Annotated in this window: 18 protein-coding genes, 1 tRNA gene and 1 rRNA gene; 11 read left to right on the forward strand and 9 right to left on the reverse strand. The window is 60.0% G+C overall.

The features are described 5' to 3' along the window. Together BLP65_RS02550 and tyrS are read right to left on the reverse strand one after the other, a co-directional pair. Window positions 1-182: ribosomal RNA gene (locus BLP65_RS02550) — 16S ribosomal RNA — on the reverse strand; the annotation flags it as partial. A 445-nt stretch (window positions 183-627) separates the two neighbouring features. Beyond that, window positions 628-1,827 carry a tyrosine--tRNA ligase gene (tyrS, locus tag BLP65_RS02555; protein ID WP_092992336.1) on the reverse strand — a complete coding sequence of 400 codons (1,200 nt, stop codon included), beginning with the start codon at window positions 1,825-1,827 and terminating at the stop codon, window positions 628-630. A gap of 209 nt (window positions 1,828-2,036) precedes the next feature. Here tyrS and BLP65_RS02560 point away from each other — a divergent pair, with 209 nt between their 5' ends. Beyond that, window positions 2,037-3,428 (forward strand): OapA family protein, encoded by a 1,392-nt coding sequence (locus BLP65_RS02560; RefSeq protein ID WP_217631882.1) that lies wholly within the window; start codon window positions 2,037-2,039, stop codon window positions 3,426-3,428. A 1-nt stretch (window position 3,429) separates the two neighbouring features. Further along, window positions 3,430-4,557: an anhydro-N-acetylmuramic acid kinase gene (locus BLP65_RS02565; protein ID WP_092992340.1), complete on the forward strand. Its 1,128-nt coding sequence runs from the start codon at window positions 3,430-3,432 to the stop codon at window positions 4,555-4,557. 356 nt (window positions 4,558-4,913) lie between these two features. Here BLP65_RS02565 and BLP65_RS02570 read toward each other — a convergent pair whose 3' ends face one another. The 5 genes from BLP65_RS02570 to argC form a co-directional block, all read right to left on the reverse strand. Next, on the reverse strand, window positions 4,914-6,071 hold the full coding sequence (locus BLP65_RS02570) for a citrate synthase (RefSeq protein ID WP_092992342.1): 1,158 nt from the start codon (window positions 6,069-6,071) through the stop codon (window positions 4,914-4,916). 147 nt (window positions 6,072-6,218) lie between these two features. Continuing rightward, window positions 6,219-6,560 carry an iron-sulfur cluster insertion protein ErpA gene (gene erpA, locus BLP65_RS02575; RefSeq protein ID WP_092992343.1) on the reverse strand — a complete coding sequence of 114 codons (342 nt, stop codon included), beginning with the start codon at window positions 6,558-6,560 and terminating at the stop codon, window positions 6,219-6,221. A gap of 81 nt (window positions 6,561-6,641) precedes the next feature. After that, the gene (locus BLP65_RS02580; RefSeq protein ID WP_092992345.1) at window positions 6,642-7,082 is read right to left on the reverse strand and encodes a bactofilin family protein; all 441 of its coding nucleotides are present in this window, start codon (window positions 7,080-7,082) and stop codon (window positions 6,642-6,644) included. Window positions 7,083-7,086: 4 nt separating this feature from the next. Continuing rightward, a complete protein-coding gene (locus BLP65_RS02585) occupies window positions 7,087-7,800 on the reverse strand; it encodes a DUF6776 family protein (protein WP_139181402.1) in 714 nt (237 codons plus the stop codon). Continuing rightward, window positions 7,797-8,828 (reverse strand): N-acetyl-gamma-glutamyl-phosphate reductase, encoded by a 1,032-nt coding sequence (gene argC / locus BLP65_RS02590; RefSeq protein ID WP_092992349.1) that lies wholly within the window; start codon window positions 8,826-8,828, stop codon window positions 7,797-7,799. The genes BLP65_RS02585 and argC overlap by 4 nt, the downstream gene beginning before the upstream one ends. A 173-nt stretch (window positions 8,829-9,001) precedes the next feature. Here argC and BLP65_RS02595 point away from each other — a divergent pair, with 173 nt between their 5' ends. From BLP65_RS02595 to zupT, 4 genes are all read left to right on the forward strand, one after another. After that, a complete protein-coding gene (locus tag BLP65_RS02595; RefSeq protein ID WP_217631883.1) occupies window positions 9,002-10,465 on the forward strand; it encodes a chloride channel protein in 1,464 nt (487 codons plus the stop codon). A gap of 90 nt (window positions 10,466-10,555) precedes the next feature. Further along, window positions 10,556-11,068, forward strand: a complete 513-nt coding sequence (locus BLP65_RS02600; protein ID WP_092993189.1) for a TlpA disulfide reductase family protein — start codon at window positions 10,556-10,558, stop codon at window positions 11,066-11,068. Then, window positions 11,068-11,478: a CopD family protein gene (locus tag BLP65_RS02605; RefSeq protein WP_092992351.1), complete on the forward strand. Its 411-nt coding sequence runs from the start codon at window positions 11,068-11,070 to the stop codon at window positions 11,476-11,478. Before BLP65_RS02600 ends, BLP65_RS02605 begins: the two co-directional genes overlap by 1 nt. Before the next feature lie 478 nt (window positions 11,479-11,956). Beyond that, window positions 11,957-12,760, forward strand: a complete 804-nt coding sequence (gene zupT / locus BLP65_RS02610) for a zinc transporter ZupT (protein ID WP_092992353.1) — start codon at window positions 11,957-11,959, stop codon at window positions 12,758-12,760. 25 nt (window positions 12,761-12,785) lie between these two features. Here zupT and BLP65_RS02615 read toward each other — a convergent pair whose 3' ends face one another. After that, complete coding sequence (locus tag BLP65_RS02615) at window positions 12,786-13,709, reverse strand: zinc ABC transporter substrate-binding protein (protein ID WP_175452410.1); 924 nt, start codon at window positions 13,707-13,709, stop codon at window positions 12,786-12,788. Window positions 13,710-13,784: 75 nt separating this feature from the next. Between BLP65_RS02615 and BLP65_RS02620 the strand changes: the two genes are divergently transcribed. The 5 genes from BLP65_RS02620 to nadC all read left to right on the forward strand — a co-directional run bounded on the left by BLP65_RS02620 (window position 13,785) and on the right by nadC (window position 17,404). Then, window positions 13,785-14,285: a Fur family transcriptional regulator gene (locus BLP65_RS02620; protein WP_092992357.1), complete on the forward strand. Its 501-nt coding sequence runs from the start codon at window positions 13,785-13,787 to the stop codon at window positions 14,283-14,285. Continuing rightward, on the forward strand, window positions 14,278-15,045 hold the full coding sequence (locus tag BLP65_RS02625) for an ATP-binding cassette domain-containing protein (RefSeq protein ID WP_092992359.1): 768 nt from the start codon (window positions 14,278-14,280) through the stop codon (window positions 15,043-15,045). Before BLP65_RS02620 ends, BLP65_RS02625 begins: the two co-directional genes overlap by 8 nt. Further along, window positions 15,038-15,826 carry a zinc ABC transporter permease subunit ZnuB gene (gene znuB / locus BLP65_RS02630; protein ID WP_092992361.1) on the forward strand — a complete coding sequence of 263 codons (789 nt, stop codon included), beginning with the start codon at window positions 15,038-15,040 and terminating at the stop codon, window positions 15,824-15,826. The genes BLP65_RS02625 and znuB overlap by 8 nt, the downstream gene beginning before the upstream one ends. Window positions 15,827-16,214: 388 nt before the next feature. Beyond that, window positions 16,215-16,559 (forward strand): FKBP-type peptidyl-prolyl cis-trans isomerase, encoded by a 345-nt coding sequence (locus BLP65_RS02635; protein ID WP_092992363.1) that lies wholly within the window; start codon window positions 16,215-16,217, stop codon window positions 16,557-16,559. Beyond that, window positions 16,559-17,404 (forward strand): carboxylating nicotinate-nucleotide diphosphorylase, encoded by an 846-nt coding sequence (gene nadC, locus BLP65_RS02640; protein ID WP_092992365.1) that lies wholly within the window; start codon window positions 16,559-16,561, stop codon window positions 17,402-17,404. The genes BLP65_RS02635 and nadC overlap by 1 nt, the downstream gene beginning before the upstream one ends. Window positions 17,405-17,516: 112 nt before the next feature. On the opposite strand, the gene BLP65_RS02645 is transcribed toward nadC, so the two are convergent. Next, window positions 17,517-17,592, reverse strand: a tRNA-Thr gene (locus BLP65_RS02645). Window positions 17,593-17,783: the final 191 nt, after the last annotated feature.

The following is a 17,783-nucleotide window of genomic DNA, read 5'->3' on the forward strand; positions in this document are numbered from 1 at the left end:
TAGAGCGTATGCGGTATTAATCCGGGTTTCCCCGGGCTATCCCCCACTACCAGGCAGATTCCTACGCATTACTCACCCGTCCGCCGCTCGTCAGCACCCCGAAGGGCCTGTTACCGCTCGACTTGCATGTGTTAAGCATGCCGCCAGCGTTCAATCTGAGCCAGGATCAAACTCTTCAGTTTCAAAGTTTGCTGTCAGTTAGGCACTGACAAAACCTTGCCGACAGATTGTCCAAACTCAACTAGCTTTGGCCTCTCCATCGATGTCGCTTTCTCGCAACGACCCCCGACGGAGCGCCCACACAAATTACCTGACCGAATTGTTAAAGAGCTGCTGAGTCTCGCTCAGCAAGGCGGCGTATTCTACCCGCCCCACCGAAAATGTCAATCACTTCACGACACTTCCGTCGCCTTCCTGGCTGCCCCGAAGGGCCTTGTTTCCTCAACTGAGCGGCGCATTCTACGCCAAGCCGGGACGCCGTCAACTGCTTTTTTCCGACAAACTGGCCGTCTGACCGCTTGACCTGATAAAACGACCACGGAATCAGCCGGTTGTCGTCAAAAAAGGCTGAGAATCAGTTTCTCTGCCGGTAAAGAATAGTACAGTTTTTGACCGAAAGGTTCCGCGTTATGTCACGACAACCCGGGCAAAGCGACGTTTGCCGACCTGGACAACATGGCTGCTCCCCGCAGACAGCGCGAGATTGGTGTCGGTAACCCGTTCACCGTCCAGCTTGACCGCCCCCTGCTTCAGCATCCGCCGCGCCTCGGAAGTGCTGGGGGTCAGACCCGCCTCCTTGATGACCGACCACAAGGGAAGACTGCCCTCCGAGGCCGTCAGCTCCACTTCGGGGAGGTCCTCCGGCAAGGCACCCTTCTGGAAACGGGCAACGAAGTTTTCCCGGGCCTTCTCGGCAGCAGCCGCGTTATGGAAGCGCGAGACCACCTCCACTGCCAACTCGAATTTCACGTCGCGGGGGTTCAGGCCGTCGGCAATCTGCCGCTGCCAGGCCTCGATCTCGCTCATCGGGCGGAAGCTCAACAGTTCGAAGTAGCGCCACATGAGGTCGTCCGAGATCGACATCAACTTGCCGAACATCTCATCGGGCGGTTCGGTGATGCCTATATAGTTGCCCAGGGACTTGGACATCTTCTGTACACCATCGAGTCCCTCGAGGATCGGCATGGTCAGTACGACCTGCGGCTTCTGCCCATAGCTGTCCTGCAGCTGGCGCCCAACCAGCAGATTGAATTTCTGATCGGTACCGCCGAGTTCGACATCGGCCTTCATGGCCACCGAGTCATATCCCTGAATCAGCGGATAGAGAAACTCGTGGATTGCGATCGCCTGGCCGCCACGGTAACGCTTGTGGAAATCGTCACGCTCCAGCATCCGCGCCACGGTATGACGGGCAGCCAGCTGAATCAGCGCCGCGGAATCCATGTCGTTCATCCAGCTGGAATTGAACATTACCAGCGTCTTTTCCGGGTCCAGTATCTTGTAGATCTGGTGCTCGTAGGTCTGCGCGTTTTCAATCACATCATCGCGCGAAAGAGGCGGGCGGGTGGCGCTCTTGCCCGTCGGATCGCCGATCATGGCGGTGAAATCACCGATCAGAAACATGACCTCGTGACCGAGATCCTGAAACTGGCGCAGTTTGTTGATAAGTACGGTGTGCCCCAGATGCAGATCGGGGGCGGTCGGGTCAAAGCCCGCCTTGATCCGGAGCGGCCGGCCCTCTTTGAGCTTCTCGACCAGTTCCGATTCCACCAGGATCTCATCGGCGCCACGCTTAATCAGGGCAAGCGCTTCGTCCAGCGTCGTCATCCGAAAACTCCACACGGCTCTCAGAAAAGCCGCTAAGGTTAGCACAGCCTACATGTGGCATGTGCAGTTGAGGCCTCAACCTCACAGCGATCTATAAAAATCAACTGACTGCAGTCTCCTTGCAGTGAATACGTCTAACAATTGAAAGACCGCGTTGACCCCCCGGGGGTACGGCGGGTATCTTACAAAAAAACGATCAAGCCCTAGCCGTGAATAAACAAACAGACCTTTTATCGCGCGACTTCAAACCGCTGGACTCTCAACAGCGGCCTTCATGGAAAAAGAAACATTTCCATGCCCTCGCTGTGCTCGTCGCCATGGGTACCGCCGCAGGTCTATTGTGGCCGGGACCGGATGCGGAAGCCAACCGCCACGACCCGATGACGGGAGACCGACAGGCCTTCAGTCGTGCACTCACGGAATCACTCGCACTGCCAGAGCGCGCGACTGCAACAGTCGAGGAACCGACCCGGGAATCTCCACAGCAGGCACAACCCGAGATTACTGCCGAATGGCAGGAAGTGACCGTCAAGTCAGGGGATAGCCTTGCGGCGATCTTCAGCCGTCTCGATCTGAGCCCCCGCGCACTGCACCGGGTAGTGAACGCCGGAGCTGAAGCCAAGTCGCTGACCAGGATCCATCCCGGCCAGGTACTCCGATTCGACATCCGTGACGGAGAGCTCCACGGCCTCGAGCACCGTCTTTCACCGACTCAATCGATGCTGCTCCTCCGTACCGATGACGGTTTCGATGTCAGTCATGAGATGAAAACGGTGGAAACCCGGCTGACCCACTCGGCCGGAGTGATCGACAGCTCTTTATATGCCGCCGGCAAGAATGCCGGCCTCTCGGACCGGCTCATCATGGAGATGGTAGGCATCTTCAGCTGGGACGTCGATTTTGCCCTGGACATCCGCGGTGGCGACAGCTTTCTGGTACTTTACGAGGAGCGTTTCCTGGATGGCGAGAAGTTGGGCGAGGGAAACATCGTCGCCGCAGAGTTCGTCAGCCGGGGCGAGGTATTCCGGGCCGTACGGTTCGCGGACGCGGATGGCCGCAGCAACTACTATGCCCCCGACGGCCGCTCCATGCGTAAGGCGTTCCTGCGCTCTCCCGTCGATTTTCGCCGAATCAGTTCACGTTTTTCCGGTGAACGCCACCATCCGGTACTGGGCAAGAAGCGCCCCCACCGCGGAGTCGATTACGCTGCCGGTACAGGGACACCCATCAAGGCCTCCGGCGACGGGAAAATCATCCACCGTGGCTGGAAAGGCGGCTATGGACGCACCATCATTATCCAGCATGGCGGCAGCATATCGACCCTGTATGGTCATATGTCCCGCTACGGCGGCCTGCGAGTCGGCAGCCGCGTGAAGCAGGGGCAGACGATTGGCTACGTCGGCGCTTCCGGACTCGCGACCGGCCCCCATCTGCACTATGAATTCCGCCTCAATGGCGTGCACCGCAACCCGCTTACCGTGAAGCTGCCCAAGGCGGAGCCCATTGCTGATCAGTACCGGGCGGAGTTTCAGGCAAAGGCCAGCACAATCCTGGCGCAACTGGACGTTCTCAAACGCACCCAGGTCGCCGCCGCGGAATAACATGCCCCCCGACTCGGAGCTTTTTATCGGTCTGATGTCGGGGACCAGCATGGACGCCATTGATGCGGTGCTGGTCGACTTCGCCATCGAGCCGCTCCGGATTCGCGCAACCCACACCCAACCGCTCCCGGAAGCCCTCCGGGGGGCACTGCTCCGGCTGGCCGCCGAACGCTCTCCACACCCGTTGCAGTGCCTGGGAGAGCTCGACCACCTGCTCGGTTCGGCATTTGCGGATACGGCACAAAATCTGCTCGATGCCGCCCGTCTGGAAGCGATAAAAGTCAGGGCTATCGGCAGTCACGGACAGACGCTCTATCACTCGCCGGGGGGCGATACGCCCTTCACCCTGCAAATTGGCGACCCCAACCGGATTGCGCAACACACCGGAATCACCACAGTGGCCGACTTCCGGCGCCGGGACATGGCGGCCGGTGGGCAGGGCGCGCCGCTGGTCCCCGCATTTCACAGTGCCCTGTTTCGCCGCACTGACCGTGCTCGTGCGGTGGTGAACATCGGGGGCATGGCAAACGTGACCCTGCTACCGACCGATCGGAAACAACCCGTAACCGGGTTTGACACCGGACCCGGGAATGTCCTGATGGACTGCTGGATCCGGCAACACCGCAATGAAGCGTACGACAAGGAAGGGGCGTGGGGCGCATCGGGAAAAATCCGGCCACAGCTGCTCGCACGTTTCCTGTCCGACCCCTACTTCCAGGCACCAGCGCCCAAGAGTACAGGGCGTGAACACTTCAATCTGGAATGGGTTACAAGGCAAGTCGGCGCCGAATCACCGGAAGACGTGCAGGCCACGCTGTGCGAACTGACGGCATCCAGCGTCGCGGATGCGATACGCGGCCATTTGCCAGACGTGGACGAGATCGGGATATGTGGTGGAGGGGCCTACAACGCCTTGCTGCTGGAGCGCCTCAGGGCCCGTCTGCCCGGCTGCAGCATCGTCACCACGGACCATTGGGGCCTGGAGCCGCAGTGGGTCGAAGGCGCGGCGTTTGCCTGGCTGGCCCGGCAGACCTTGCGCGGCCTGCCGGGCAATCTGCCGGAGGTCACCGGCGCAGGCGAACCGGTACCGTTGGGAGCCATCTACCCCGGAAGGTCACTCGCCAGGTAGTGGCTAGTGGCTAGTGGCTAGTGGCTAGTGGCTAGTGGCGAGAAGTGTACCGGATCACTCGTACGCGTAAACCTTTGCAGGGCACCGCATACTTTGAAGCGAGCGGAGTAAGTCCTTGATAGCAGGTCGTCAGCAGCAGGAATGCTGCCGTCGAGCGTACACGGATGACAGATAATTGCTCCCTGCATGATCTGCACTCCCTACATCCCTGTAGGTCGTATTCACAGCGTACCTGCTATCAAGGACTTACTCCGCTCGCTGGCACCAAAATGTAAGTATGTGTTTGCCTGTAAACCTTTGCAGGTTGATATCCAACCCGTCATTCCGTCGGGTTGAAAAACCAACCTGCAACACGGCTAACGCTGGTCGATAGGGACGAATTCACGTCCCGTTTCGCCGGTGTAGACCTGGGTAGGCCGGAAGATGCGGTTGTCCGCGAGTTGTTCACGCCAGTGGGCCAGCCACCCGGCGGCACGGGCAACGGCAAAGATCGGGGTAAACTGATCGGTCCGAATCCCCATCTCCGCGTAGAGAATCCCGGAATAAAAATCCACATTGGCGTAGACGCCCTTGGGACCCAGACGCGCTTCTGCGGCATCCTCCAGGGCCAGTGCGGTCTCCAGCAGAGGCGAGACCCGGCCGCCGCGCGACTCCGCCAGCTTCTCCATCAAGCCTTGCAGAATCGTCGCCCGCGGGTCCTTCACCTTGTACTCACGGTGTCCCATACCCCAGATCTTTTCCTTACTGGCGAGCTTGCGATCGAGCCAGCGGGAGACATTTTCGGGGCTGCCGATCTCGTGCAGCATGTGCACCACTTTCTCGTTGGCCCCGCCGTGCAGTGGTCCGGAGAGCGTGCCGATCGCTGCAGCGATGACGCCGTAGGGACTTGCCAGGGTGGAGCCTGCTACCAGCGCCGCAAAGGTCGAGGCATTGATGGTGTGTTCGGCGTGGAGAATCAGGCAGGTATCGAGAATCCGCGCCAGTTCGGGATCCGGTTCGGCACCGGTGTACATGTAGAGGAAGTTCTCCGCATAAGAGAGGTCCGGACGCGGCTCGACCGGATCATAGCCGGAGCGGATGTGTGCCCACATGGTCACGATCACCGGCATCCGCGCGATGATCTTGACGGTCATGTTATGGATATAGTCCAAATCCTCACAAAGGTCGGAGCCGACCATGCACTCATTGCTCGGATAGAACATCCCCAGACTCGCCAGTGCCGTCTGGAGCATCTCCATCGGGTGCCCGTTTTTAGGCAGGTGCTTCATCATCTCGCGGATGTTGTACTTCACCCGGCGATTACGGCGCAGCTGTGAATCGAACTGCTCCAGCTCATCGCTCGACGGAAGTTGACCATCGAGGAGCAGCAATGTCGTTTCTTCGAAATTGCTGTGGGCAGCCAATTGTTCAATAGGGTACCCGCGATACGCCAGGATGCCCTTCTCCCCATCAATGAAGGAGATATTCGAGCGGGTGGCCGGAACACCCTCAAGACCGGGAAGATACTCGCTCATTCCATACTCCAGCCCCAAAAAGAGGGCGTTAGGATACCAGAAACCGCCCCGCCCTCGGGAGAAGGTTTACAAGTTGCTGTTTTCAAAAACGAAAAACGGCCTTGGCGTTGCACGCCAAGGCCGTTTTGGCCGAAACTTTACGAATACTCAGGCCGAGAAGGAAGACCCGCAACCACAGGTGGTGCTGGCGTTGGGATTGCGAATCACGAATTGCGCCCCCTCCAGATCCTCTTTGTAATCGATCTCCGCACCAGACAGATACTGGAAACTCATCGGATCGATCAGCAGAGTAACGCCATTCTTCTCCACCGAGGTATCGCCCTCGTTGAGGTTCTCGTCGAAGGTGAAGCCATACTGAAAACCGGAGCAGCCACCGCCGGTGACGAATACACGCAGTTTCAGATCGCTGTTTCCTTCCTCTTCGATCAGCTGTTTTACCTTATCGGCGGCACTGTCGGTAAAGTTCAGCGGGCTTTCAGCTTCACTCATAACTTATCTCCGAAACACTTGGATTGGGCAGTTGGAATTTAAATCCGGCAACCCCCATTATCGATTTCCCGATTCAATTAGTCAAGAATCGTCATTCTCTTCCAGCAGCATGGGCTCCGCTTTCTCGAGCTGAGGCTGCTTTGAAGCCAATTCATCGTCCTTGCAATGAACCAGACTGCCATTCACCTCGGCACCACGGGCCATCTCGATCAGCTTGTAATAGACGTTGCCGGTGATTCGGGCCTGGGCAGCAAGCTCAATGTGCTCTGTGACGTAGACATCGCCGATCACCGCTCCGTTCACCACCACGTTGGGAACGCGGATATCCCCTTCGACCACGCCTCGCTCCGAAAGACTCATTACCGAACCGCTGTCCGGGTCGGCAGAGATATTGCCGCAGATGGTGCCATCCACGTGCAGGCCACCACGGAACACCACATCACCGCGAATTTCGCTGTTCTGGCCGATAAGCGTATCGATCTTCGCCGTTTTGCCGTTGGTCTTCGTACTCTTACCCCACATGATCTCAAATCTCCTCTGCCGGCCAGTCGAACGTCCGCTCAAAACGCTTGTACCCCTTGCCGCTGGGGTCGATGACGATCAACACACGTCGGGGCTTGAAGCCTTCGGGCAGTTCAAAATTCCCCTCAAAGTCCTGGAAGTATTTGAAGCGGAACGCCAGTGCCTTGCGGTCCTGGCTATCCACCTCGGACAGTTCCAGCTTGGCCGCTTTGCCGTTCATCGCGCCTTCCAGTTGCATCCGGATGGCGCCCGCCGCTACATTATCATTCTTGCGAACCTGGGTTAACACCAGTTTGTAGTGCCACCGTTGGGCGGAGGGCCCGGCCACCAGCTCAAAGTCCTGCAGTTTGAGGCCTTCCCGACCGTCACGTGGAGAGACGATACCGCGGTAGAATGCCAACTCCTGTTTGATCTCCAGGAGCTCATCCTGAAGTTCGGCCACCGTTCCCTCGAGTTCCCGATAGGCTTCCTTTTCGATGTCCCGGGTCCGCTTGAGAACGGCCATTTGCTCCCGCAAGCGACGGTTCTCCGCCATGCGAGTGGCGCTGATGTCCTGAAGTTCACGACGCTCCTCAGCGACTGCAGTAGCATCAAAGCCGCCCTTATAGCGACCATACTCGAACAGTCCCCAACCCGATAATAGCGTTGCTGTAAGTGCTATCACTATGAACAGCCGCACACGCCAGGGACTTCGCGGACGAACGACGACATGGGTCATGGCAATACGGTAATGGCATCGATCCCTGCCGTCTCATTCAATCCGAACATGATATTCATAGTCTGCACCGCCTGACCGGCGGCCCCCTTGACCAGATTATCGATCACCGAAAGGATCACCACTGTATCCTCCCCTTGAGGACGATGAACGGCAATACGGCACATATTGCCACCGCGCACGCTGCGGGTTTCGGGATGAGCGCCGGCAGGCATCACATCCACAAACGGCTCGTCGGCATAACGGGATTCAAACAGAGCCTGCAGATCGGTGTTTCGGTCAGCCACCGTACCGTAGAGCGTCGCGTGGATGCCGCGGATCATAGGGATCAGATGGGGCACAAAGGTCACGGGTACATCAGCGCCGGCTATCCGGGAGAGATTCTGCCGGATCTCCGGCAGATGCCGATGGCCGGGGGCGGCGTAAGCCTTGAAGCTGCTGTCCACCTCGCACATCAGGGTGGCCACCTTGGCCGCACGGCCGGCGCCACTGACTCCCGACTTGCAGTCGGCGATCATTCCCCTAAGGTCGATGAGGCCCTGCTCCAGCAGCGGCAGATAGCCCAAAGAAACCGCGGTGGGATAGCAACCTGCACAGGCGATTAGCCTGGCATCGCGGATGCCCGACCGATTTAGTTCCGGGAGCCCGTAGACCGCTTCGGCAACCAGTTCCGGTGTGGTGTGTTCCATGCCGTACCACTTTTCCCACAGGGGAATATCCTTGATCCGGAAGTCGGCACCCAAGTCGATGACTTTGACGCCGCGCTCCAGTAGCTCGCCAGCACTTTTCATGGCCACCCCGTGCGGAGTGGCAAAGAACACCACATCGCATTCGGAGAGTGCACCCACGTCCGGTGTCGTGAAGCGCAGGTCTACCCGGCCACGCAGATTCGGAAACATGTCGGCCACCGCCGTACCATCTTCCGAACGGGAGGTGATTACCTTTAGCTCCACCTCCGGGTGGGAGGCGAGCAACCGCAAGAGTTCTACACCGGTGTAGCCGGTACCGCCGACGATGCCCGCTGAAACCATGGTCGAGTTCTTCTGGATTGAGATCGGATGGGAAATGATAAGAGGTGAGGGCGACGAACGAAAGAGGGAGCTGGAAAAAAAGAAGCGGCCGAGGCCGCTCTATAAGGTCGGAATACAGTTATTGTTATTGTATCCGCCTGAATGGAGTCCAACTTACAGCGGCGCCCCATCGCATGTCAACTACTGCCGAGCAGCCCTGTGCTATCATCCGCATCTCCCTTTTTATCTCGCCTCTTTGGCAATCCATGATTCGCATGCGAATATTTTCCAGTCGAAAGCTCTTCTCCAGCGCCGCCTGGCAGATACGGATGGCGCTATGGGGTGGGGCCGTACTGGTGGGAGTGGTGGCCATCCTGTTTGCCGAGATGGCGGACGGAGCGAACCATATATTTGCCGCCATCGTCCACGACTATCCGCTCGCCGCCCTGGTACTTTCTCCCCTGGGCCTGATGGCCATCACCTGGCTGACGCGACACTATTTTCAGGGCGCGGAAGGGAGCGGCATCCCGCAGACACTCGCCGCGCTCGACCCGCGCACCAAGGGAGAGATGCAAAATCGTATTCTCTCCGTGCGCGTCGCCGTCGGCAAGATTCTGATGGCGACGCTGGGACTGCTTTCCGGTGCCTCCATCGGTCGTGAGGGCCCGACGGTGCATATCGGCGCGGCAATCATGTTCTCCCTGGGCCGTTGGGTGAAATATCCGCCCCACTACCTGCAGCGCGCCCTGATCCTGAGCGGCGGAGCGGCGGGAATTGCCGCTGCCTTCAATACACCGCTTGCGGGGGTGGTCTTCGCCATTGAGGAGATCAGCCGCTCTTTCGAGGAGAACACCAGCGGTGTCATGCTCACCGGGGTCATTTTCGCCGGTATGACCGCTTTGATCCTGGCCGGTAATTACACCTATTTCGGCAGTACCGACGTACTGTTTACCTATGGAGCAGACTGGATTGCCATCCCGGTCTGCGGTGTCGCCGGTGGGCTGTTGGGAGGGATTTTCAGCCAGATCCTGATTTCCGGTTCGCGGCGACTGGTGCCGTTCTACCGCGCGCACCCGCTGTGGCTGGCAGGCTTGTGCGGTCTGGCCGTAGCGGTAATCGGCCTACTCTCCGGCAACCTCACCTACGGCACGGGGTATGCCGAAGCGCAGCAGATTATCAGCGAAGGCGAACAGATCGCCCCCGCCTATCCCTTTTTGAAAATGCTGGCCACCATCGCATCCTATCTGAGCGGCATCCCGGGAGGCATTTTCGCCCCGTCACTGGCAGCCGGCGCTGGTCTGGGCGCCGATCTGGCGACTCTGATGCCCGGAATCTCCGCTACTGCCATTATCATCCTGGGTATGGCTGCCTATTTTACCGGGGTGGTACAAACGCCGATCACCGCCTTCGTCATCGTCATGGAGATGACTGACAACCAGGAGATGCTGCTCCCGTTGATGGCCACCGCCTTCATCGCGAACGGCGTATCGCGGCTGGTGTGCCCTACCCCCATTTACCGGGCGCTGGCAACGGCCTTCCTTGAGGTTACCGCTCCGAAGGTGAAAAAGGAGCCGCCGTTACCGGCCGACTTCCGTCCGGACCTCGAGGAGGAGAGTGGAACGGAACCGGAACAGCGGCGAACCGGTCGACAAGACTAGTGGACCATGCGGGAAGTGTGGCACTCAGAGCCCCTCGCGCAGAGCAATGGCAATGGCAATGGCACGAAAACAATCGGAGTAACGATACAGATGAGAACCAAGGAAATCGCCATCGCGGTTTTTGCCCTGTTTTTGATTGGCGTGATGGGTTACCTCTGGTTTACCCCCGGGGGCGCGAACAAGGCACCCGATGTGACGGTTACCACGCTCGATGGTGAGCCGCTCCGTCTCGCGGACCTGCGCGGCCGGCCGGTGTTGTGGACCTTCTGGGCTACGACCTGCCCCAGTTGCGTCGAAGAGATCCCACACCTTGCCAAACTGCACCGTGAACTGGGCAAACAGGGTCTGGCGGTGGTTGGAGTGGCCATGTCCTACGATCCTCCCGATCAAGTAAGGGAAATGGTCAGCGGCCGCGACATTCCCTATACCATTGCACTCGATGACGGCAGCGCCGCCCGCGCCTTCGGGGATGTGAAACTGACCCCCACCACCTTTCTGATCAATCCCGAGGGACGCATCGTCCAGCAGAAGCTCGGAGAACTGGACATGGAGCTCATTGAGGGGCGTATCATCGACATGTTGAACGGCACGAGTTCGAGCTGATGCTTTGGGTCAAATCCTTTCATATCATTTTTGTCGTCTCCTGGTTCGCCGGACTGTTCTACCTGCCGAGGCTGTTCGTCAATCACGCCATGGCCACCGAGCCGGCCGATGTGGTACGCCTGAAGCTGATGGAACACAAGCTTTACCGGTTCATGAACATGTTGGTCGTGCTTGCCCTTGGTTTCGGCTTTTGGCTGTGGCTGGGGTACGGCTTCGGTGGCGGCTGGCTGCACGCCAAACTCACCCTGGTCACGGTACTGGTCGTCTATCATCTCTACTGTGGCAAGCTGGTCAGTGACTTCCGCGCCGACCGAAACCGGCGCAGCCATGTCTTCTATCGCTGGTTCAATGAATTTCCGGTGCTGCTGCTGACCGCGATTGTCATCCTGACCGTGGTCAAGCCCTTTTAGTGTACTGTTTCATGCTTGGCGGTGCTTTCAGCGAGCCGCTGGCCGGCCAGATGCAAGGCGCGTTTCGCAGGGAATGGCGTGCCCTTTCCAAGAAACGCAACGCCGCAGATGGCCGGCCAGCGGCTCGCCCGAAGGGAGCCCCCCAAAAAACGCCATGACGGCGTTGCAGCGCTTGACAAGGGAATAACCATTGCCTGCGCACTGCGCCTTGTCCTGACGTTTTTTGGGGGGCTCTGAAAGTATCGCCAAGCATGCAACAGTACACTAGGCCTGGCCGAAAATAGCGATGGACTCCAAAATGTAGGTTGGCGCCCGACAAAATTATCGTTGGGGTTCGCATACACACGCCAACCTGGAAAAAACGATGTTCTCGGACGGGCTCCTGGATCCGCGCACCACGCCGGAAGGGGACCGAGTACACGAAGGGACCAGGTGATGCCCAGCATGTTTTCACGGTGGCGCCTGCAGGGGAGTCCGAGTGGAGCACGATATTCTTTTCGCTCTCGGCCTTACCGCACTGGCCGGACTCTCGACCGGGATCGGGAGCGCCATTGCGGTATTTACGCGCCGTAGCAACAAGCGATTCCTGGCGGCCAGCCTCGGCTTCTCCGCCGGGGTCATGATCTATGTGGCCTTTCTGGAACTGCTGCCTGCAGGGATCGAGCTGGCAGCGAGTGCCACCGGAGCTCAACAAGCCGACTGGATCATTACCGGCGCCTTTTTTGCCGGCATTCTGCTGACCAGCATCATCGACTTTTTTGTCCCCTCCATCGAAAACCCCCACACCGCCATGCTGGTCGAGGAGATGGAGCGGGCCGAGGCCCGCCACCTGAAGCGGGTGGGCGTTCTCACGGCACTGGCGATCGGCATCCACAACTTCCCCGAAGGTATCGCCACCTTCATGGCCGCCCTCAGCGATCCCACTATCGGTGTTGCGATCGCCGTGGCGATAGCCCTGCACAACATTCCCGAGGGGATCTCGGTCGCGGTCCCCATCTACTACGCCACCGGCAGTCGCCGTACCGCGTTCTGGTTTTCATTGCTCTCCGGGCTAGCCGAACCGGTCGGGGCAATTGTCGCCTTCCTGCTGCTGATGCCCTTTCTGTCGGATGTCGTGATGGGTGCGGTACTGGCGGCGGTGGCGGGAATCATGGTTTTCATCGCCCTCGACACGCTCATCCCCAACGCCAAGAAATATGGCCAGGGGCACGATGCCGTCTACGGGCTGATCAGCGGGATGGCGCTGATGGCTGCCAGTCTGCTCCTGCTGGACCTGGCGTAATCGGCAGGGATTATCACTATCGAGTCTATTCCGAGGGCGCCAGACAGGCGACCAGGGACTCGGTCAGCTCGTCCATGAGTTCGAACCAGAGGTCCGGCCCCGGATTCAACTCGCTGCCCACCGGGTCGAGCACGCCATGGCGTGCACCGCCTCCTTCCATAATGAGGTCGACCACCGAGGAGCGGAATTGCGGCTCGGAGAACACGCACCGCACGCCCCGCTCCCGTACGCTCTGTCGGACCGTCGCCAATCGGCGTGCTCCGGGAGGGTGCTCCGGGTTCTCCACGATCGCACCAACGGAACCGAGCTCGAAAGCGTGCTCGAAATGCTGGTAGGCGTCGTGAAATACCAGGTAGGGCAGCGGTTTCACGGGATCCAGCCGGCGCCGAATGTCACTCTCGAGGGCGTCGATACGTTGCCGGGTCCGTTCGGCGTTGGCCCGATAGACCGCCGCCCGCTCGGGATCGACGTCTGCCAGCATCGCCGCAGTCGCATCGACAAAGGCACGGGCATTTGCCGGCGCCAGCCACAGGTGCGGGTCCTCGCTGCCATAACCATGACCATGGCCGTCCGCTTGTTTTTCCCGGCTTTCCCGAATTCCGGCTCGCCGGGCCGGCAGGTGTGAGACGCCGGGCGCCCCCATCAGCTCCAGCTGCCGTGCATCGGCGCCGAGGCTCGCCAAGGGTTTGGCCAGCACGCTTTCCAGGTGTTCACCGATCCAGATGACCAGCTCCGCCTCAGCCAGGGTACGGGCTTCCGAGGGCCGCAGCGCATAACTGTGAGGCGTAGTACCGGGTGGCATCAATAGATCGGGCTTCAACGCATCGCCAGTCACCGACGCCACCAGAGAGTGAATCGGCGCAATACTCACCACCACCCTGGGCGGCGGTTCCGCCGCCGCCGAAAAAGCCAACAGAAGCAAGGGTGCGAACAGGAGCGGACGTTTCATGGGCACTATCATCAAAGTGGCTCAAAGACGGATACGATACGTTATAATATACCAGTTACCACACCGAGCGAGTCCATGAATCATCCGGCCATCATCGACCCCTTCTCGGCAGGGGAGCATGATCACTGCATCTGTATTCAGGATGCGCTCTCCCGTGCCGCTGACGTGTGCCGGCACCGAGGTGCGCGCCTCACCGCTCAGCGCCAGCAGGTCCTGGAACTGATTTGGAGCCAGCACAAACCCATCGGTGCCTACGAAATCCTGGAGGCAATGCAGGCTGCCGGTGTCAAGGCCGCGCCGCCCACCGTGTATCGAGCCCTGGATTTTCTGTTAGCCCAGGGTTTGGTGCACCGCATCGAGAGCCGGAATGCCTTTACCGGATGTTGTACTCCGGAGACCCGTCACAATGGCCAGTTTCTGGTTTGCAGCGAGTGCGGCATGGTGGCAGAACTGGCCGACGAGGGGCTGTCGGAACACGTTCGCGAGAGAGCCGAACGGAGCGGTTTCGAGGCGCGACACCAGACCATCGAGGTGAGCGGCATCTGTCCCCGGTGCCGGGATACGGCCGATGGCTGATCCCCAGCTACTCGCCGAAGTACGGGGCGTCACTGTCCGCTTCGGTAACCGCACGGTTCTCGACAATATTGATCTGGCGGTACACGAGAGGGAGATCGTCACCCTGATTGGGCCCAACGGTGCGGGCAAATCAACGCTGGTGCGGATCATGCTCGGCCTGCACCAGCCGGGTGCGGGCCGGGTGCGGCGCCCCCGCGGGGTCACCGTGGGCTATGTGCCCCAGCGCCTGAACGTAGATCCGGTCCTGCCGTTGACCGTACGCCGCTTCCTGAGCCTCTACTCGCGCATGGACCGTCAGCAGATGATCCGTGCGCTCGGCGATGTTGACGCCCAGGCGTTGCTGGAGGTCTCGCTGCACAATCTCTCAGGCGGCGAATTGCAGCGCGTTCTACTCGCCCGTGCCCTGCTGCGACAGCCGCAGCTACTCGTCCTGGACGAACCGGTGCAGGGGGTGGACGTCAACGGGCAGACGGAACTGTATGAGCTGATCGCCGGACTTCGCGATCAGCGCGGCTGCGGTGTCCTGATGGTCTCCCATGATCTTCATCTGGTGATGGCACGCACCGACCGGGTCTTCTGCCTGGATCAGCAGATGTGCTGTACCGGCCGGCCGGAGCAGGTGCGGGGCGAACCCGCGTTTCGGGCCATGTTCCGCAATCAGACCGGCTTGGTGCCCTATACCCACCACCACGAAGATGGCAGTGAGTCCGAAGGCTGGTGCGGGCAGTGCCGGGAAGGGAAAAATCATCACCATGCATGACTTCCTGATTCGCGCCCTGCTCGCCGGCATTGGTGTGGCACTGGTTGCCGCACCGCTCGGCACCTTCGTGGTTTGGCGGCGCATGGCCTATTTCGGCGACACCCTCGCCCATTCCGCCCTGCTGGGTGTGGCCCTGGGGCTGCTGATGGAGGTAAACGTCGACCTGGCGATTATTGCCATCTGCGTCCTTCTCGCCCTGCTTCTGGTAGGGCTTCAGCTACGCAAGCGGCTCGCCAGCGACACGCTGCTCGGTATCCTCTCCCACACCGCCCTTGCCCTGGGGCTGATTGCGATTGCCCTGGTGGAGAGTGTTCGGGTCGACCTGATGGGTTATCTGTTCGGCGATATTCTGGCCGTCTCCACCATAGACGTCGCCTGGGTCTGGGGCGGGGGGATTTTGGTCATGGGCCTGCTGGCGGCTATCTGGCGGCCGCTGCTTGCCATAACGGTCCATGAAGAACTGGCCCGTGTGGAAGGTGTGCCGGTAGCGGCGGTGCGAGCCACATTTATGCTGCTGATGGCACTGGTAATTGCCGTGGCGATGAAGGTGGTAGGCATCCTGCTGGTTACCTCCCTGCTCATCATCCCCGCCGCCGCCGCCCGCCATTTTGCCCGCTCCCCCGAACAGATGGCGGCACTGGCCGCACTGTTCGGAGCCCTGGCGGTGGCTTGCGGCCTCTACGGCTCCTGGCACTGGGACCTCCCCGCCGGGCCGGCCATCGTGGTCGCCGCCGCTGGACTGTTCTTTCTCGCGCCGCTGGTACCGTCGCGGGCGGAGTGATGATGCAAGTCGTGCGGCTTTAGACGCAGGATTCTTCCAACGCATCATGTCGCGAGGCCGGGAATGGCGGATTAGGCGCCACCCACCATAGGGTGCATTCTTCAAATGCACCGGTTCGGCGATGGTCGGAGTCGGCGCATTTGGGACGTGCCCGAAGCGGTGATTGGTGTACGCTGAAAGTTTGTCGGCGTTGTGGGAATGCGGTGACACATCAGAATACGCCCTACGCCATAGGGTTCATTCTTCAAATGCACCACGTCGGCGAGGCCGGGAAACGGCAGATTACGGCGCGGGCGAAACGGAGCCCTTGTGACCGGTGGTGGCGCGCCTAATCTGCCCTACGGTAAGCTTTAAATATCTTGAGAGTTCAATCAAAGAGGAATACCCAATGGCTGCACGCATTACCGATTCAGGATTGAAGATCGAGGATCTGAAGGAAGGCACTGGTGAAACCGCCGAAGCCGGCCAGCAAGTGACCGTTCACTATACCGGCTGGCTCGAGAGCGGCGACAAGTTCGACTCCAGCAAGGACCGTGACGATCCCCTGGTCTTCAAACTCGGCAGCGGTCAGGTCATCCGCGGATGGGACGAAGGAGTCGCAGGCATGAAGGTGGGCGGCGTCCGCAAACTCACCTTGCCGCCGCAACTGGGCTATGGCAGCCGGGGTGCCGGTGGCGTGATCCCGCCCAATGCAACGCTGGTGTTTGATGTGGAATTGCTCGGAGTGAACTGATGGCGGCTTCCGCGATCGATGCGGCCATCATTCATGATGACGTGGCCCGGGCACTGGCGGAGGATGTGGGCGGGGGCGATCTCACTGCCACGCTCATTCCCGAGGCCGCCCCGGCCACGGCCACTATCATCACCCGGGAGAAAGCGGTTATCTGCGGGCAACCCTGGGTGAACGAGGTCTTTCGTCAGCTCGACCGGAGCCTGCAGATCCACTGGTGGGTACGGGAGGGCGACCGCGTCGGCGCCGGACGCACCCTTTGCACGCTGGAGGGTTCTGCGCGGCACCTGCTGACCGGTGAACGCACGGCCCTCAACTTCCTGCAGACACTGTCCGCTACCGCAACCAGCACGGCCGCGTATGTCGATGCGGTGGCGGGGACCGGCACCCGTATCCTGGACACCCGCAAGACCCTCCCCGGCCTGCGTCGGGCCCAGAAATATGCCGTCAGCTGCGGCGGTGGGGTAAACCACCGTATAGGCCTCTATGACGGGATCCTGATCAAGGAGAACCATATTGCCGCGGCCGGATCGGTGAAAACCGCCGTGACGAACGCCCGGGAGAAGGCACCCGCCGGTGTAGCGGTCGAAGTGGAGGTGGAGAACCTGGAGCAGGTTACGGAGGCCCTGGAGAGCGGTGCCGATATCCTGCTGCTGGACAACATGACGCCCGAACGACTGCGCGAGGCGTTCCGCCTGAACGCGGGACGGGCCAAGCTGGAGGCCTCGGGGGGTATTACGCTGAAAACGATCCGTGCAGTGGCCGAAACCGGGGTGGACTACATCTCCATCGGTGCACTGACGAAGGACCTGCGCGCCGTCGATTTGTCGATGCGCTTTACCGTTTAGGCGGGCTTTAGCCCGAAAATTCGACCTGCCTGGCCGGGACTTCGAACGCGCAGGTGAACCGGGAGCGGATACGAAAAAGGGGAAGCCGCCTGGCTTCCCCTTTTTGCTTTTATGGTGCCGGAGATAGGAGTCGAACCTACGACCTATCGATTACGAATCGATTGCTCTACCAACTGAGCTACTCCGGCGAAACCTCAATAGACCAAGACGGGTCCAGCCTCGACCTTGCGCGCTTTTCTTATTAAGAATCAGAACGTTGCCGCTCGAGACCTGTGAATTGTCCTGACCACTGGACTATGCCGGCCCCTCTCCCTTGCGGGAGAGCGCCGAAGTATACGGAAAACCGTAAAATACAGCAATCGAGGCTGGGCCTCGCCGA

Source organism: Thiohalomonas denitrificans, from assembly GCF_900102855.1.
GTDB lineage: Bacteria > Pseudomonadota > Gammaproteobacteria > Thiohalomonadales > Thiohalomonadaceae > Thiohalomonas > Thiohalomonas denitrificans.

Excerpts from the sequence above, each read along its gene's own strand:
- tyrS (WP_092992336.1), bottom strand. The coding sequence starts at position 1,827 with ATGACGACGCTGGACGAAGCGCTTGCCCTGATTAAGCGTGGCGCCGAT.
- BLP65_RS02565 (WP_092992340.1), top strand. The coding sequence starts at position 3,430 with ATGCCCCCCGACTCGGAGCTTTTTATCGGTCTGATGTCGGGGACCAGC.
- BLP65_RS02570 (WP_092992342.1), bottom strand. The coding sequence starts at position 6,071 with ATGAGCGAGTATCTTCCCGGTCTTGAGGGTGTTCCGGCCACCCGCTCG.
- erpA (WP_092992343.1), bottom strand. The coding sequence starts at position 6,560 with ATGAGTGAAGCTGAAAGCCCGCTGAACTTTACCGACAGTGCCGCCGAT.
- BLP65_RS02580 (WP_092992345.1), bottom strand. The coding sequence starts at position 7,082 with ATGTGGGGTAAGAGTACGAAGACCAACGGCAAAACGGCGAAGATCGAT.
- BLP65_RS02585 (WP_139181402.1), bottom strand. The coding sequence starts at position 7,800 with ATGACCCATGTCGTCGTTCGTCCGCGAAGTCCCTGGCGTGTGCGGCTG.
- argC (WP_092992349.1), bottom strand. The coding sequence starts at position 8,828 with ATGGTTTCAGCGGGCATCGTCGGCGGTACCGGCTACACCGGTGTAGAA.
- BLP65_RS02595 (WP_217631883.1), top strand. The coding sequence starts at position 9,002 with ATGTCAACTACTGCCGAGCAGCCCTGTGCTATCATCCGCATCTCCCTT.
- BLP65_RS02600 (WP_092993189.1), top strand. The coding sequence starts at position 10,556 with ATGAGAACCAAGGAAATCGCCATCGCGGTTTTTGCCCTGTTTTTGATT.
- BLP65_RS02605 (WP_092992351.1), top strand. The coding sequence starts at position 11,068 with ATGCTTTGGGTCAAATCCTTTCATATCATTTTTGTCGTCTCCTGGTTC.
- BLP65_RS02615 (WP_175452410.1), bottom strand. The coding sequence starts at position 13,709 with ATGAAACGTCCGCTCCTGTTCGCACCCTTGCTTCTGTTGGCTTTTTCG.
- BLP65_RS02620 (WP_092992357.1), top strand. The coding sequence starts at position 13,785 with ATGAATCATCCGGCCATCATCGACCCCTTCTCGGCAGGGGAGCATGAT.
- BLP65_RS02625 (WP_092992359.1), top strand. The coding sequence starts at position 14,278 with ATGGCTGATCCCCAGCTACTCGCCGAAGTACGGGGCGTCACTGTCCGC.
- znuB (WP_092992361.1), top strand. The coding sequence starts at position 15,038 with ATGCATGACTTCCTGATTCGCGCCCTGCTCGCCGGCATTGGTGTGGCA.
- BLP65_RS02635 (WP_092992363.1), top strand. The coding sequence starts at position 16,215 with ATGGCTGCACGCATTACCGATTCAGGATTGAAGATCGAGGATCTGAAG.
- nadC (WP_092992365.1), top strand. The coding sequence starts at position 16,559 with ATGGCGGCTTCCGCGATCGATGCGGCCATCATTCATGATGACGTGGCC.